General features: G+C 63.5%; 13 protein-coding genes. 4 read left to right on the top strand and 9 right to left on the bottom strand.

All coding sequences use genetic code 11. The features are described 5' to 3' along the window. Positions 1–22 precede the first annotated feature (22 nt). From P6U29_RS15055 to P6U29_RS15030, 6 genes are all read right to left on the bottom strand, one after another. The gene (locus P6U29_RS15055) at positions 23–409 is read right to left on the bottom strand and encodes a hypothetical protein (protein ID WP_407118297.1); all 387 of its coding nucleotides are present in this window, start codon (positions 407–409) and stop codon (positions 23–25) included. Between the two features lie 41 nt (positions 410–450). Beyond that, positions 451–1,128 (bottom strand): hypothetical protein, encoded by a 678-nt coding sequence (locus P6U29_RS15050; RefSeq protein WP_407119334.1) that lies wholly within the window; start codon positions 1,126–1,128, stop codon positions 451–453. A gap of 346 nt (positions 1,129–1,474) precedes the next feature. Further along, a complete protein-coding gene (locus P6U29_RS15045) occupies positions 1,475–2,341 on the bottom strand; it encodes an outer membrane protein (RefSeq protein ID WP_407118296.1) in 867 nt (288 codons plus the stop codon). 168 nt (positions 2,342–2,509) lie between these two features. Further along, positions 2,510–4,027, bottom strand: coding sequence for a tripartite tricarboxylate transporter permease (locus P6U29_RS15040; RefSeq protein WP_407118295.1), 1,518 nt, complete (start codon positions 4,025–4,027; stop codon positions 2,510–2,512). Between the two features lie 13 nt (positions 4,028–4,040). Further along, the gene (locus P6U29_RS15035; protein ID WP_407119333.1) at positions 4,041–4,583 is read right to left on the bottom strand and encodes a tripartite tricarboxylate transporter TctB family protein; all 543 of its coding nucleotides are present in this window, start codon (positions 4,581–4,583) and stop codon (positions 4,041–4,043) included. A gap of 179 nt (positions 4,584–4,762) precedes the next feature. Next, positions 4,763–5,737, bottom strand: coding sequence for a Bug family tripartite tricarboxylate transporter substrate binding protein (locus tag P6U29_RS15030; protein ID WP_407118294.1), 975 nt, complete (start codon positions 5,735–5,737; stop codon positions 4,763–4,765). 288 nt (positions 5,738–6,025) lie between these two features. Here P6U29_RS15030 and P6U29_RS15025 point away from each other — a divergent pair, with 288 nt between their 5' ends. Next, complete coding sequence (locus P6U29_RS15025; RefSeq protein WP_407118293.1) at positions 6,026–6,379, top strand: hypothetical protein; 354 nt, start codon at positions 6,026–6,028, stop codon at positions 6,377–6,379. Positions 6,380–7,189: 810 nt separating this feature from the next. Here P6U29_RS15025 and P6U29_RS15020 read toward each other — a convergent pair. The 3 genes from P6U29_RS15020 to P6U29_RS15010 all read right to left on the bottom strand — a co-directional run bounded on the left by P6U29_RS15020 (position 7,190) and on the right by P6U29_RS15010 (position 10,573). Continuing rightward, entirely contained in the window at positions 7,190–7,987 is a 798-nt protein-coding gene (locus P6U29_RS15020; RefSeq protein ID WP_407118292.1) for an enoyl-CoA hydratase/isomerase family protein, read from the bottom strand. A 52-nt stretch (positions 7,988–8,039) separates the two neighbouring features. Beyond that, positions 8,040–9,239, bottom strand: a complete 1,200-nt coding sequence (locus tag P6U29_RS15015) for a pyridoxal-phosphate-dependent aminotransferase family protein (protein ID WP_407118291.1) — start codon at positions 9,237–9,239, stop codon at positions 8,040–8,042. A 131-nt stretch (positions 9,240–9,370) separates the two neighbouring features. Then, the gene (locus P6U29_RS15010; protein WP_407118290.1) at positions 9,371–10,573 is read right to left on the bottom strand and encodes a pyridoxal-phosphate-dependent aminotransferase family protein; all 1,203 of its coding nucleotides are present in this window, start codon (positions 10,571–10,573) and stop codon (positions 9,371–9,373) included. Positions 10,574–10,705: 132 nt separating this feature from the next. On the opposite strand from P6U29_RS15010, the gene P6U29_RS15005 reads away from it, so the two are divergent. The 3 genes from P6U29_RS15005 (at position 10,706) to P6U29_RS14995 (ending at position 14,943) form a co-directional block, all read left to right on the top strand. Next, positions 10,706–11,443 (top strand): GntR family transcriptional regulator, encoded by a 738-nt coding sequence (locus P6U29_RS15005; protein ID WP_407119332.1) that lies wholly within the window; start codon positions 10,706–10,708, stop codon positions 11,441–11,443. Between the two features lie 103 nt (positions 11,444–11,546). Next, entirely contained in the window at positions 11,547–14,522 is a 2,976-nt protein-coding gene (locus tag P6U29_RS15000; protein ID WP_407118289.1) for an FAD-binding and (Fe-S)-binding domain-containing protein, read from the top strand. Further along, positions 14,515–14,943 carry a heme-binding protein gene (locus P6U29_RS14995; protein WP_143840933.1) on the top strand — a complete coding sequence of 143 codons (429 nt, stop codon included), beginning with the start codon at positions 14,515–14,517 and terminating at the stop codon, positions 14,941–14,943. The genes P6U29_RS15000 and P6U29_RS14995 overlap by 8 nt, the downstream gene beginning before the upstream one ends. Positions 14,944–15,096 lie beyond the last annotated feature (153 nt).

Below are 15,096 nucleotides of genomic sequence, written 5' to 3'. Positions count from 1 at the left end.
TTCACGTCGGCATCCAATCCCATCAGCAGCGACGGCGTAAACCTGTGCCGCACGACAACGGGCGCGGGCTCCACGCTCGCGCGCAGCGCGCGGTCGCGTTCGATCGCCTCGTGACGGAAGCCCGCGAACGCGCCGCTTCGGTCCGTAGCAGGCGACCGGCCGGGCTGAAGACGAGGCTTGCGCCAACAAGCCCTGCCAACAAGACCGGAGCCATCGGGGTTGCGGGGACGAGGTTCGGACGCCACACGCGAGCGAGCATCGCTGCGGCAAGCGTCGTCCCGAACAACAATAGGACGAGCGCCTGATTTTGCGCCCGTTCGACCAGGCGGATGCCGGTCGAATAGGCATGGGCGAAGAATTCGAAATAGCAACATGTCAGGCACAGCAAGATGATGCCGGCTGCGAGCAATCTCATTCGACGTTGGTCGTTCGCCGATACTGGCGCACTGGTCAGGGCAACAGCGATCGCGACCGCGAGGGTAGCCAACACCGGTGGTTCTGTGATGAACCTACCCACACGCGAAATCGCATAAAGGAGGCCATCGATCTGCGCGCTCCGGAGGTGCCCGGAATAGCGTCGAGCCGCGCGGCATTGCCGGGCGCGGCGACGGTTACGGCAAAGCCAGCGAGGACGGCTGCTGTCACGACGCCATGCGCTGTCCATTCTCGAGGCATGCCGGTAAGCTGACGAGCAACAATTGAAAACACCAGGATCGACGAAAGCCAGACTGCGGTGAATTCGTTGCATATCGCAACGATTAGGCCCGCGCTCGCCAGCCCGGTGACCTGGAGAGGCGAAAGAGGTTCCAAACGCGTCAGCAGCCCAAGGAAGATGATCACGACCGTCGCCGGCGGAACATAGCAGGCTGGGCCTGGTAACCAATACAGCAGCTCATGCGGGCTTGGGGCGACTGCGATAACGCCCGCGACGAAAGTTGCAGTCAACGCAAATAGCCGCGAGCCGCACACGCACCAAGCGGTTCGAACTGCAACCGTGCTGCCGGTGACGAAGACCACGAAGAGAACGGCGAGCACCAGCGGATACGCGGATGGAAAGTTTATGGAAAGACTCGAGGCCAGCACCTGCAGCAATTGGATGAGCGCGAGCGGCGTTATGCGGCCGGTCAGCTGGGTGTAAAACTGCCGGCAGTCGCATGTCCGTATGCGAAACAGTAGTCGTCATGCTCTGGCACCGCCAGGCAGAAAAAGGAACGCAGATGCGGAACACGGCTGGCACAAGCCCAGCGAGAAGCCAACTAATGTCCCGCCGATCCGTCACTGCAGGTCGTTGCGCCTCCGACGTCAGCAAATTCGGCCCTCTTCGCTTTGCTGCACCGCTCCCCCAAACGGTCTCCACTACGTCAAAAAAGCCCGCCGACCTCTCGAGCCGTCGGGATTTTGGAGTGTGAGCACGAGAGACGACAAAGCCCGGCGCAAGGCCGGGCTTTTCTTGTTGTTGATGCCTTTGTTGATCTCAGTACTTGGCGACCACCGGGCCACCGAACTGATAGTTGATGCCGGCGCGCAGGATGTGGTCGGTGAAGCGCGACGACCCAGTGGCTGCGATCGCAGAAGCGGGCGCGAGCGTGAACGGACCCGACGAGAAGCGTCCGAGATCCATGTAGAGATATTCGAGCTTGGCGCTCCAGTTCTGGGTGATCTTGCCTTCGACGCCCGCACCCACAGTCCAGCCGGCGCGGGTCTCGGAGGTGGAGCCGATCGAGGCAACCGCGACGCCAGCGGGCGTGAAGCCGGTCATGGTGCCCGTGGTCTTGATCTCGCCGAAAGCCAAACCGCCGGTGCCGTAGAACAGCACCTTCGGCGTCGCCAGGATGCCCACCCGGCCGCGGACCGTGCCGAACCACTGCAGATGCTGGTCGATCGTCACCGTCGTGCCGGCGGCACCGCCGGCGGGAAGGAAGGTCAGCCCGGGAAGACAGGGCCCGCCGGCAGGCGCGACGCCGCCGCAATTGAAGGTCGCACGGCCCTTTTCGTCGGACCAATTCAGGTCGCCCTCGATGCCGTATACCCAATTCGCGTTCTGCCAGTTGTAGCCGGCCTGGCCACCGGCGACGGCGCCGTTCATGTCGAACGAGGCGCTGGTAATGGAGCCGGCCGGCGGCGCGATCACCGCACCGGTCGCCGTGTTGGTGTAGGTGACGTCAGTGCGCGAACGGCCCCAGCTGTAACCGCCGTTGACGCCGACATAGAAGCCCGTCCAGCTCCAGACCGGATCGACGATAGGCGCCTTGACATAGGGCTTTGCCGCGAGATCGGCGGCCAGCGCTCCCGTCGCAAACAGCGACATTGCCGCCGCCATTCCAATCACTATCCGCTTCATGGAGAATCCCCCCTTGCACGATCTTGTGATCAAAATATACGCGCGAGGCCGCCGAAGGGCTGTGCCGCAGTGGCAACATTCAGAAACAATCGAGCTTGAGGTAGTGTTTGGACCAACACGCTACCTGGCCGCTAAACGACTGATATCAAAAGAGATTGCCATAGAGTCCTAGGCCGATGTCGTCCTGGTCCGATGCGTCAATCCGACACGGGCGAGCAAATTGTCGATCACCGGCCAGAACAGCAGCAGAATCGCCAGCGTTGTGATCGAGCCGACCAGGCCGTTCGACCAGAACACCTTCAAAGTCCCGCCCGAGCCGATCATCGACAGGCGGAAGGCATCCTCGGCGCGGTTGCCGAGTACCAGCGCGAGAGTGAACGGCGCCAGGGGAATGCCGATCTTCTTGAATACGTAGCCGACTACGCCGAAGCCGAGCATCAGCCAGATGTCGAACATCGCGTTCTGGATTGCGTAGGCGCCGATCGCGCAGGACACCACGATCATCGGCGCCACCGCGGCGAACGGCACGCGCAGGATCGAGGCGAAGATCGGCACCGTTGTCAGCACAAGCACCAGGCCGACGACGTTGCCGAGATACATCGAGGCGATCAGGCCCCAGACGAAGTCCTTGTGCTCGACGAACAGCAGCGGCCCCGGATTGAGCCCCCACACCATCAGGCCGCCGAGCAGGATCGCGGCCGTGCCCGAGCCGGGAATGCCGAGCGCCAGCATCGGCAGCAGCGCCGAGGTGCCGGAAGCATGCGCCGCCGTCTCCGGCGCAAACACGCCCTCGATGCGGCCCTTGCCGAAGCTTTCGGGCTCCTTGGCGAAGCGTTTTGCCAGGTTGTAGCCCATGAAAGAGGCCGCGATCGCGCCGCCCGGGGTGATGCCGAGCCAGCAGCCGATGAAGGAGGAGCGCAGCAGCGTCACCCAATATTTCGGCAAGTCCTTCCAGACGCCGAGCACGACTCGGAGCGAAATGCCCGCCGCGTGTCCGCGCAGCGCCAGGCGCTCCTCCATCGTGAGCAGGATCTCGCTGATGCCGAACAGGCCGATGACGGCGACCAGGAAGTTGATGCCGCGGAGCAGCTCCGGCGAGCCGAAGGTCATGCGGAGATTACCGGACACGGTATCCATGCCGATGCCGGCGAGCAGCAGGCCCAGCGACATCGAGATGACGGTCTTGTGCTTGGCCTCGCGCCCGAGACCGACGAACGAGCAGAAGGTGAGCAGATAGACCGCGAAGAACTCCGGCGGCCCGAACTTCAGCGCAAAGGACGAGATCATCGGCGCGAGGAAGGTGATCAGGAGCACCGCAACCAGCGAGCCGATGAAGGAGGAGGTGAAGGCCGCGGTCAGCGCCTCCGCCGCCCTGCCCTGCTGCGCCATCGGATAGCCATCGAAGGTGGTCGCCACCGACCAGGCTTCGCCGGGGATGTTGAACAGGATCGAGGTGATCGCGCCGCCGAACAGCGCACCCCAATAGATGCAGGACAGCATCACGATCGCCGAGGTCGGATCCATCGTGAAGGTGAGCGGCAGCAGGATCGCGACGCCATTGGGGCCGCCGAGCCCGGGCAGCACGCCGACGAAAATGCCGAGCACCAGCCCGACCATCATCAGGACGAGCGTCTTCCAGGTGAGCAGGACGGCAAACCCGTGGAGCAGGAGACCGAAAGCTTCCATCGCGCGCGCCCGCCTAGCGGCCGAGGGCCGCTTCGAGCGGTCCCTTCGGCATGATGACGTCGAAGGCGACGTCGAAGGTGACGAACATGATCGCCGTGAACACGAAAGCGGTGAGCAGCGACTTCCACAGCGCGATCTTGCCGACGAGCCGCATGAACCCCGCGATCAAGAGGAAGCTCGCGACATAGAGGCCGAGGAATTGCGTCACCAGGCAGAACAGCAGCGTCGGCACGAACACCGCCAGGACGCGGCGGCCTTGCGCGCGCGTGACGAAGATCTCGCGGGCCGCGCGGTGCGAGACGAGCGCCGCGATGAGGCCGTAGAGGCTGCCGCCGCCGAGGATGATGGAGAGATAGAACGGGAAATAACCGGGCTCCGGCCCGGTTGCATCCCAGGACGCGCCGGTGCGCCAATTGTCGTAGCCGAGCGTGATGGCGAGCGCGAGCAGCAGGAGGCACACGATGATCTCGATCGTGCCGGAGGCGACGACGGAGGGCGAGTCGTCTTCAGGCGCGGTCGGATCGTCGACGACGATTTCGATATCGGTTTGGGACATGAGTTGAGCGGATGCCGTGGCCAATCCCCTCTCCCCGCTTGCGGGGAGAGGCTTAGGGTGAGGGGGAGTCTCCACGAGGAGGTGAGAGTCAGACCGGCGGAGAGTCCCTCTCACCCGGATTGCATCTTCGATGCAATCCGACCTCTCCCCGCACGCGGGGGGAGGCGAAGAACAGCAAGTTACTTCGCGACGAAACCGGCTTCCGTCATCAGCGACTTGTTCAGCGCGTCGTCCTCCTCGAGGAACTGCACCATGTCCTTGCCGGTAAGGAAGATCGGCTTCAAGGCCTGCTTCTCCATGTAGTCCTTGTATTCGGCGGTCTGCGTCACCTTGTGGAACAGATCGACATAGAACGCCTGCTGCTCCGGCGTGACCTTGCCGGGCAGGAACATCGCGCGCAGCATCAGATACTGCACGTCGACGCCCTCCTCCTTGCAGGTCGGGATGTCGGCCCAGGACAGGGTGTCCGTCACCTTGGTCGTGTAGGAGATGCGCTCCTTGTCGAACACGCAGAGCGGACGCACCTGGCCGGCGCGCCAGACTTCGAGATTTTCGGACGGATTGTTGACGTTGGCTTCGGTGTGGTTGCCGACCAGCTGGGTCGCGGCTTCGCCACCGGACTTGTACGGCAGATAGGAGAATTTCGCGCCGGTCTTCTGCTCCAGGAACACGGTGAGCACGTGATCCTCGCGCTTGGAGCCGGTGCCGCCCATCTTGAACGGCGAGCTCGCCGCCTTCGCGGCCGCGACGAATTCCTTCACGGTCTTGGGACCTGCGCTGTTGTCCCAGAGCACGAACTGGTCGAGCGCGACCACAGAGACCGGCGTCAGCTCACGCCAGTTGAACGGGATCTTCGCCGACAGCGGCAGCATGTAGATCAGCGAATAGGCGATCAGCACCTTGTTCGGATCGCCCTCGCTGGATTTCATGTACATCAGCGCTTCCGCGCCCGAGGCGCCGCCCTTGAGCGAGACCACCATCGGCTGCTTCATCAGATTGTTCTTCTGGATCGCGGCCTGCATCATCCGCGCCATTTGATCGGAGGCGCCACCCGCGCCCGCCGCCACCACGATCTCGACAGGCTTGGTAGGCTCCCAGCCGGCAAAAGCCGGCGTGCCGCAAAGCGCGGCCGCAAGCGCAATTGCGGCCTTCATTCCATGTCCCACGTGCGTCTTCCCTATGTTCTTGTTTCGATTGGAAATTCAGATATGAATTCCGCCCATTGTGCTGGCGAATCCAGCCGAGTTCAAGCCATCCCGCATCATTCCCGTTATGACTTTGGAATGAGACAAGTCTCGTGCGATCGGAGTTAGTTAGAAGGGAGCCGCTGGTCCTATGGGGAGGCGAAGGAAGTCGATGGCCTTCATGGGCCCGGAGATCTTAAGATCCTAAGCGCTTTCGGTTTTCTGAGTATGCGAAATTTATGTTGCAGTGGTGAAGTGATGCCGCGCCTCCTCTACATCAACGAGAAATTTTGCCATGACGCAACGATCGTCCTTGACAGCGGGGAGGCCTGTTGGATCTCCGTTGGCAAGAAGGGCGTCTTGGTACGCTCTCACAAGCACAGCTTCTGGGGTGGATTGTTGGGAAGCCTGTTTGGTCCGAAGCTCTATCAGGAGCGGGACGTCTACCGCGCATTAAGTGTGGCTCAAGCTCTCGCCGCGACGTTTCGGCCGGTTCCACAAATTCGGTGCAGAGACGTGATCCTCAAAGCATTCTGCACAGCAGTCTGGCACAGCTCCTCACCCGCACGCGTTAAGGACGTTTTGAATGACCCGGCTCTGCTCGACGGGTAAGATTACTGGCCGGAAGCCCGGCTCCTAGCGCGCATTTCGGCTTCGCCTCTGCTTGCAATTTTCTTTTCCGACCATATTCCTCAGAATATGAATACCCGTAGAAAATTGAGTTTGGACCACGACCACGAGCGGCGGAGAACGCGGTGGAAAGTGCAGTGGGGAGTTCCCGCGCGAGCCGCTGGGGGCACTGCAAGAGCAGCCGCGCTATCCGTTGAGGAGCGAAGGGAGATTGCTCGGAAGGCCGCCGAGGCCCGTTGGGCGAGGCATCTGCCGCAGGCGACGCATGAAGGCACCATTCGAATTGCGGATATTGAGATTGAGGTTGCAGTCCTCGACGACGGCCAGCGCCTAGTGACTCAGAGTGGGTTCATGGTGGGCTTAGGTCGTATTCGGCCGGGCAAGGGACATCGGTATTATAGGGGCCGCACCAATCTTCCCGGATTTTTGACAGTGCAGAATCTGAAGCCCTTCGTTGCTGAGGACCTAGCTGCGATAGCTAGCCAGATTGAATTCCGCACAAAACAAGGCGTAAAGACTTTCGGCTACGCAGCGAACTTTCTCCCAAAGGTATGCGAGCTCTTTGAGCGCGCCCAACATGCGGGAGTCCTGAAGGAGACCCAGCGTAACATTGCGAACCGAGCGCGAAAAATTGCCGAGCAACTTCGACGTTCAGGTACGATCCGCCTCATCGATGAAGCTACAGGTTACAAAAGACCTCGGGAAAGATAGGGTAAACGCGTGAGGTACTTTCGGGCGCAATGAGTAAGTTCTTAGCGCACCGGAATTACGGGTTTTCTTGTCAATCTTCCGCTACTTGCCCTTCCAGACGGGCGCACGCTTGTTGAGGAAGGCGTCCATGCCTTCGCGGAAGTCTTCGCTCATATAGGCTTTGAGGATCAGGTCCTCGCCCTCCTCGCGCGACAGCGTGCGGCGGATGCGGCGCACCGCTTCCTTGGTTGCTTCCAGCGTCAGCGGCGCATGACTTGCAACGAGCTTCGCGGTCTCGTCGGCGCGGCGCTGCAGCGTCTCAACGTCGGGCACGACCTCGTTGAGCAGGCCGAGGGCGAGCGCCTCCTGCGCCTCGACGAGGCGCGCCTTGAAGATCAGATCCTTGGTACGGGCAGGCCCGACCAGCGCGACGACGCGGCTGATGTTGGACATCGACAGGCAGTTGCCGAGCGTGCGCGCGATCGGAAAGCCCATCCGCGTCGTCGCAGTGCCGATGCGGAGGTCGCAGCAGGCCGCAATGCCGGCGCCGCCGCCGGTGCAGGCGCCGGCAATGGCCGCGATCACGGGCACGCGGCACTGCTCCAGCGTGCCGAGCACCCGGTCGATGCGTGCCTCGTAGTCGAGCGCGTCCTGCGCGGTCTTGAAGGCACGGAACTGCGAGATGTCGGTGCCGGAGGCGAAGGCCTTGTCGCCGGCGCCGGTCAGGATCAGTGCCTTGATCGAACGGTCGGCGTTGATCTCCTGGCAGATCTCCGCCATGCGGTCATACATGGCGAAGGTCATGGCGTTGCGCGCTTGCGGGCGGTTGAAGGTGATCCGCGCGATGCCGTCCTGGACGGAGTAGAGCAGGTCTTCGTTGGCAGTCGCAGGTAGGTTCATCGTGCGCTCACTTTCCTTACTTCAGTTCAGTCGCCCTTAAGCGACCGGGTCCCTAAGCGACTTGGGCCTTGGTCATCGGCACCACGTCGCGTCCCTTCAGGACGTCCATGGCCGCCAGCACGCCACCGCTCCGGTGCGGGATCTTTGCAAGATCGAGACCCATCTCGACACCAGCGAGGGTGCCCATCAGCATCAGATCGTTGAAATGGCCGATATGGCCGATGCGGAACACCTTGCCCTTGACCTTGTTCAGGCCAGTGCCGAGCGACATATCGAAGTTTTCCAGCACCACCTTGCGGAAGGCGTCGGCGTCGTGACCCTCGGGCATGCGCACGCCGGTCAGCGCCGGCGAATGCGCGGCGGGATCGGCGCATTGCGTCTCTAGGCCCCAGACCTTGACCGCGGCACGCGTCGCCGCGCTGTGACGCTTGTGGCGGGCCCAGACGTTCTCCAGCCCCTCCTCTTCCAGCATCTTCACCGCTTCGCGCAGGCCGTAGAGCAGATTGGTCGCGGGCGTATAGGGGAAGGTGCCGAGCTTGTTGAAGCTGATGACCTCCTGCCAGTCCCAGTAGGAGCGCATGCCCGGATTAGCCTTGGCGACCGCGAGCGCCTTCTCCGAGACGGCGTTGAAGCCGAGGCCCGGCGGCAGCATCAGGCCCTTCTGCGAGCCTGCGACCGAGACGTCGATGCCCCAGGCATCATGCTCATATTCCATCGAGCCGAGGCCGGAGATGGTGTCGACCATCAGCAGCGCCGGATGCTTCGTGCGGTCGAGGATCTTGCGCACCTCCAGCGGCGGCGTCACGCAGCCGGTCGAGGTCTCGTTGTGGACGACGCAGACCGCCTTGATCGCGTGCTGCTTGTCGGCGGCAAGACGCTTCTCGATCTCGGCGAGGTCGGCGCCATGGCGCCAGTCGCTCGGAATGAAGTCGACGTCGAGCTTGAACTTGTCGGCGATGCCACGCCAGAGCACGGCGAACTGGCCGGTCTCGCACATCAAGACCTTGTCGCCGGGCTCGAACACATTGACCATCGCCGCTTCCCACGCGCCGGTGCCGGACGAGGGGAAGATGATCACGGGCTGCTTGGTGCGAAATACGCGCTGCATCGCGGCGAGGACGGCAAAACCGAGTTCGGCGAACTCCGGACCGCGATGGTCCAGCGTCGGCATGTCCATCGCCCGCAGCACCCGATCGGGCACGTTGGTCGGTCCTGGAATCTGTAGAAAATGCCTTCCAGTATGCACAGTCATCGGCGTCCTTCCCGGTCTAGCCTTGATTTGGTGGGCGCCGAATAGCACCATTTGACCGGCTTGTCCCGTCCTCCAAAAGGGATCGTCCGTGCAAAGCGGCCGGCCTGCCATCCGCTCCCACCACGACCACCTTAAGTGCCGACCACTTTCAGATGCGGCGGGGCGTTGCCCTGCGGACGCTGTTCCAGCAGCTTCATCGCGACATCGACACCGCCGGAGCGATGCGGCACGCCTGCGACTGACAGACCCATCTCGACGCCGGTGAGCGCGCCGAGCAGCGTCAGCGCATTGCATTCGCCGAGATGGCCGATGCGGAAGACCTTTCCGGCGACCTTCGAGAGCCCAGAACCGAGCGACATGTTGTAATTGTCGAGCACGATCTTGCGGAATTGATCCGCATCATGGCCGGGCGGCATCAGCACCGCGGTCAGCACCGGCGAGAATTCCGAGGGCTCCTGGCAGAGCACTTCGAGCCCCCAATGATTGACGGCGGCGCGCGTCGCGGCGGCAAGCCGCTGATGCCTGGCGAACACGTTGTCGAGCCCCTCCTCCAGCAGCATCGCAATCGCCTCGCGCAGGCCGTAGAGCAGATTGGTCGCGGGCGTATAGGGGAAGAAGCCTTTTGCGTTCGGCTTGAGCATCTCCTCCCAATCGAAATAGGAGCGCGGCATCTTGTTGGTCTTGGACGCCGCCAGCGCCTTCTCCGAGATCGCGTTGAAGCCAAGGCCGGGCGGCAGCATGAAACCCTTCTGCGAGCAGCTGACGCTGACATCGACCTTCCACTCGTCGTGGCGGTAATCGACCGAGCCGAGCGAGGAGATGGTGTCGACCATAAGGAGCGCCGGATGCGACGTGCGGTCGATTGCGGCGCGGATCTCGGCGATGCGGCTAGTGGCGCCGGTCGAGGTCTCGTTGTGCACGACCATCACGGCCTTGATCGCGCGCGCGGTATCCTCAGCGAGCTTCGCCTCGATCACCGCCGGATCGGCGCCGCGGCGCCAGTCGCCCGGGACGAAGTCGACCTCGATGCCGAAGCGGCCGGCCATCTGCCGCCACATGGTGGCGAAGTGACCGGTCTCGACCATCAGCACCTTGTCGCCCGGCGACAGCGTGTTGACGATCGCGGCCTCCCAGGCGCCGGTCCCCGATGAGGGGAAGATCACCACCGGCCCCTTGGTCTGGAAGATCTTCTGGCTGCCTTCGAGCACGGTACGGCCGAGCTCGCCGAACTCCGCGCTCCGGTGATCGATGACAGGCATGTCCATGGCGCGCAGGACGCGCTCGGGGACCGGGCTCGGACCCGGAATCTGAAGGAAATGGCGTCCCTGATGCATCAAAACCTCCCTGTCGACGAATTTCGGCTGGCTCACCAGCCATTTTGCATTCATTTTTTGTCTCTTCAATCAAAATCTGGTATTCGATTGTGGACGTCGACGCGACCAAACCGGCAAACTACTGTACTGCAAATGAAATCCACGATTCCCGACACCGGGGTTCCGATCACCCCGCTCGACGCAAATGGCGGCGACCGCCAGGAGGCCTCGCTTCACGGCGAGATCCTGCTGCGACTGCGCGACTACGTGGTCGAGGGCAACATTCCCGAAGGCGGGCGCGTTCCCGAGCGGCAGCTCTGCGAGATGCTCGGCATCTCCCGCACGCCTTTGCGCGAGGCCTTGAAGGTGCTCGCCGCCGAGGGGCTGATCGAGCTGCTCCCCAACCGCGGGGCGCGGGTGCGCCAACTCAGCCAGCGCGACCTGGAGGAGCTGTTCGATATCATGGCGGGGCTGGAAAGCCTGGCCGGGCGCCTCGCCTGCGAGACCATTACGGATGCGGAAATCACCGCGATCGAGCAATTACATTACGAGATGTACGGCCATTATCTGCATCGCGACATGCACGGCTATTTCCAGGCCAACCAGCGCATCCACGAAAGCATCGTCGCGGCCGCCCGCAACGAGACGCTGAAGACCGCCTACGCCAATTTTGCCGGCCGGATCCGCCGCGTCCGCTACTCCGCCAATTTCGCCCGCAAGCGGCAGCGTTGGGCAGAGGCCATGCGCGAGCACGAGGCCATTCTTGATGCACTGCGCCGCCGCGCCGGCAGCGAGCTCAGCGACATCCTGTTCCAGCACCTGCGCAACAAGCGGACGGCGGCAATCGAGCACCTGACCGAGCCGCAAGAGGGCGCACAGGCATCGCCCTGAGGGCCGATCAGCTTGCCCATTTTGCATTCATAATGTAACCGGCAAACGCAAGAGTGAATAATCCACTGGGCGGAACGCCATGTGGATCACCTCGGGATCAGGAATGACCAACGCCTCCTCGCTCGAACGACGCCTGCGCGCGGAAATGACCGGCGACGTCCTGTTCGACGGCTTCAGCCGTGGCCGCTATGCTACCGACGCCTCGTTCTACCAGATCATGCCGACGGGCGTGGTGGTGCCGAAGAGCATGGACGAGGCCTTGCTGTCGCTGGCGATCGCCCGCGACGAGGGGGTGAAGGTCACCCCGCGCGGCGGCGGCACCTCGCAATGCGGCCAGACCGTCAATGACGGCCTCGTGGTCGATCTGTCCAAGCATCTCAACCGCATCCTGTCGCTCGATGTCGAGGGCCGCACCTGCGTGGTCGAGCCCGGCATCGTGCTGGACGATCTCAACCGGCAGCTCAGAAAGCACGGCCTGTGGTTTCCGGTCGACGTCTCCACGGCCTCCCGCGCCACCATTGGCGGCATGGCCGGCAACAATTCCTGCGGCGGCCGCTCGCTTCGCTACGGCACCATGCGCGACAACACGCTGTCGATGGAGGCATCGCTCGCCGATGGCACGCTGAGCCGCTTCGGCGAGGTGTCGCGCGATCTCTCTGACATCGAGGCGTCCGACAGCACCCGCGCCCTGTTCCGCGACATGCTCGATCTCGGCACGCGCGAGGCTAAGGAGATCGCGGCACGCTTCCCGAAAGTGCAGCGCCGGGTCGGCGGGTACAATCTCGATGCGCTGGTGCCGCGCAATGCGCCGAACAACATGGCGCATCTCCTGGTCGGCTCGGAAGGCACCCTCGCCTTTACCACCAAGGTCGAGCTGAAGCTGTGGCCCGTGATCCGCAACAAGGCGCTCGGCGTCTGCCATTTCGGCAGTTTTTACGAAGCGATGGATGCGGCCCAGCACCTCGTCAAACTGAAGCCGATCGCGGTCGAGCTGGTCGACCGCACCATGATCGCGCTCGGCCGCGACATCGCGATGTTCAAGCCGATCATCTCCCAGGCCATCAAGGGCGATCCAGACGCCGTGCTAGTGGTCGAGTTCGCCGAAGAAGATCAGGCCGACAATCTGGTGCGCCTCAAGCAGCTCACCGAGCTGATGGCCGATCTCGGCTTCGGCTGGAATAACGACAAGCGCAAATGGGGCGGCGTGGTCGAGATCACCGAGCCGGCACTGCAGAGCGGCATCGCCGATTTCCGCGCCGCCGGCCTCAACGTCATGATGTCGATGAAGCAGGAAGGCAAGCCGGTCTCCTTCGTCGAGGACTGTGCCGTGCCGCTGCCGCATCTCGCCGATTACACCGCGCGGCTGAACGAGGTGTTCGCCAGGCACGGCACCAGCGGCACGATGTATGCGCACGCCTCCGAGGGCTGCCTGCATGTGCGGCCGGTGCTGAATCTCAAGCTGGAGAAGGACGTCAAGGCGATGCGCGCCATCGCCGAAGAGGCCTTCGCCTTGGTACGCGAGTACAAGGGCTCGCATTCCGGCGAGCATGGCGACGGCCTGGTGCGCTCCGAATTCCACGAGACCATGTTCGGCGAGCGCCTCGTTGCCGACTTCAGGGAAGTGAAGCATCGCTTCGATCCCAAGGGCGTCCTCAATCCCGGCAAGATCGTCGATGCCCCGAAGATGGACGATCGCTCGCTGTTCCGCTTCAAGCCGGACTATCGCGTTGGCGAGCTGAAGACCAAGCTCGACTGGTCGGCTTATCCGGGCGCCGGCGGCGGTTTCCAGGGCGCGGTCGAGATGTGCAACAACAACGGCGCCTGCCGCAAGCTCGAGGGCGGCGTGATGTGCCCGTCCTACCGCGCGACGCGCAACGAGAAGGATGTCACGCGGGGCCGCGCCAACACGCTGCGCCTTGCGATCTCCGGCCAACTTGGCCCCGATGCGCTCGCGTCCGACGAAATGATGGAGACCCTGAAACTCTGCGTCTCCTGCAAGGCCTGTCGCCACGAGTGCCCCACCGGCGTCGATATGGCCAAGATGAAGATCGAGGTGCTCGCGGCGCGCGCTGCCCGCCACGGCCTGACGCTGCGCGACCGACTGGTCGGCTACCTCCCGCGCTATGCCGGTCTTGCCGCGCGCTTCGCGCCAATCGCGAATTTGCGCAACCATAGTCCGCTGTTGCGAAAGCTGTTCGAGCGCTTTGCCGGCATCAGCGCACGCCGGACGCTCCCCGCCTTCCGCAGCGATGTATTTGTTCCGCCCGCCGGCAGCGTCGGTCCCGAAACCGGTCGCGAGGTCGTGCTGTTCACTGATACTTTCAACCTCATCTATGAGCGCGAGAATCTCGACGCCGCGCTGCGCGTGCTCACGGCCGGCGGCTATCGCGTGCATCTGCCGAAGCCTGTGAGCGGCAGCCGACCGCTGTGCTGCGGCCGCACGTTCCTCTCGGCTGGCCTCGTCGACGAAGCCAAAGCCGAGCTCGACCGGCTGGTCTCCGCCTTCGCGCAATACGCTGCGCGCGGCGTGCCGATCGTCGGTCTAGAGCCGAGCTGCCTTTTGACGCTTCGCGATGAGCTCGCATCACTGCGCAAGGACAATGACGCCAAGGCTGTCGGCACTCATGCGCTCACCTTCGAGGAATTTTTGGTGCGCGAAGCCGAGACCGGAAGGCTGCAACTGCCACTCGGCACCGTCGCCGACAAGGCCGTGGTGCACGGCCATTGCCATCAAAAATCCTTCGGTGCGTTCAAACCGGTCGAGCAGGTGCTGCGCCTCGTTCCCGGCCTGAAGGTCGAAACCATCGAGTCCAGCTGCTGCGGCATGGCCGGCGCCTTCGGCTATGGCGCGGACACCTACGATGCCTCGATCGAGATGGCCGAGCTGTCGCTGTTGCCGGCCGTGCGGCGCGCGGATCCGGATACGCTCGTCGTCGCCGACGGCACCTCGTGCCGGCATCAGATCCACGACGGCGCCCAGCGCGAGGCGCTTCACGTCGCGCGCGTGCTGGCCATGAGCCTCGATCGCGCCGAAACCCATTCCATCTCTCAAGCTGCAAAGGAAACCAGCCATGGCTGACCTTACGCTCGACACCGCCCGCAAGATCCTCGACGCCGCTTTCGCAAAATCCACCGAGCTGAAGCTGAAGCCGCTGGTCGTCACCATCCTCGATGCGCGCGGCGTGCTCAAGCTCGCCGCCGCGCAGGACGGCACCAGCCTGATGCGCGCCGAGATCGCCCACGGCAAGGCCTATGGCGCGCTCGCCATGGGCATGGGCTCGCGGGCGCTATTCCAGCGCGCGCAGGAACAGGCCTATTTCATCGACGCCGTGAACACGATTGCCAAAGGCGCGCTGGTGCCTGTCCCCGGCGGCGTGCTGATCATGGACGGCACGACGCTGCTTGGCGCCGTCGGCGTCTCCGGCGACACCTCGGACAATGACGAGGCCTGCGCGGTCGCGGGCATCCAAGCGGCGGGGTTGAAGGCGAACGCGGGGTAATCCACCTCTTCTGGCGGGCACACTCTCGCTCCCCGGACGCTGCGCAGCGCCTCTTGGGCGATGCGCTGCAGAGCCGGGGGCCCATGTCACCGCAAATGTCCATGCCTTCTCCTGGGTCCCGGCTCTGCGCAGCAACGCAAACGCGTTGCAGCG

This window comes from Bradyrhizobium sp. LMG 9283 (assembly GCF_045571415.1).
Lineage (GTDB): Bacteria > Pseudomonadota > Alphaproteobacteria > Rhizobiales > Xanthobacteraceae > Bradyrhizobium.
The sequence above is the reverse complement of the archived record's forward strand: the minus strand, read 5'-3'. Positions and strand labels throughout refer to the sequence as shown.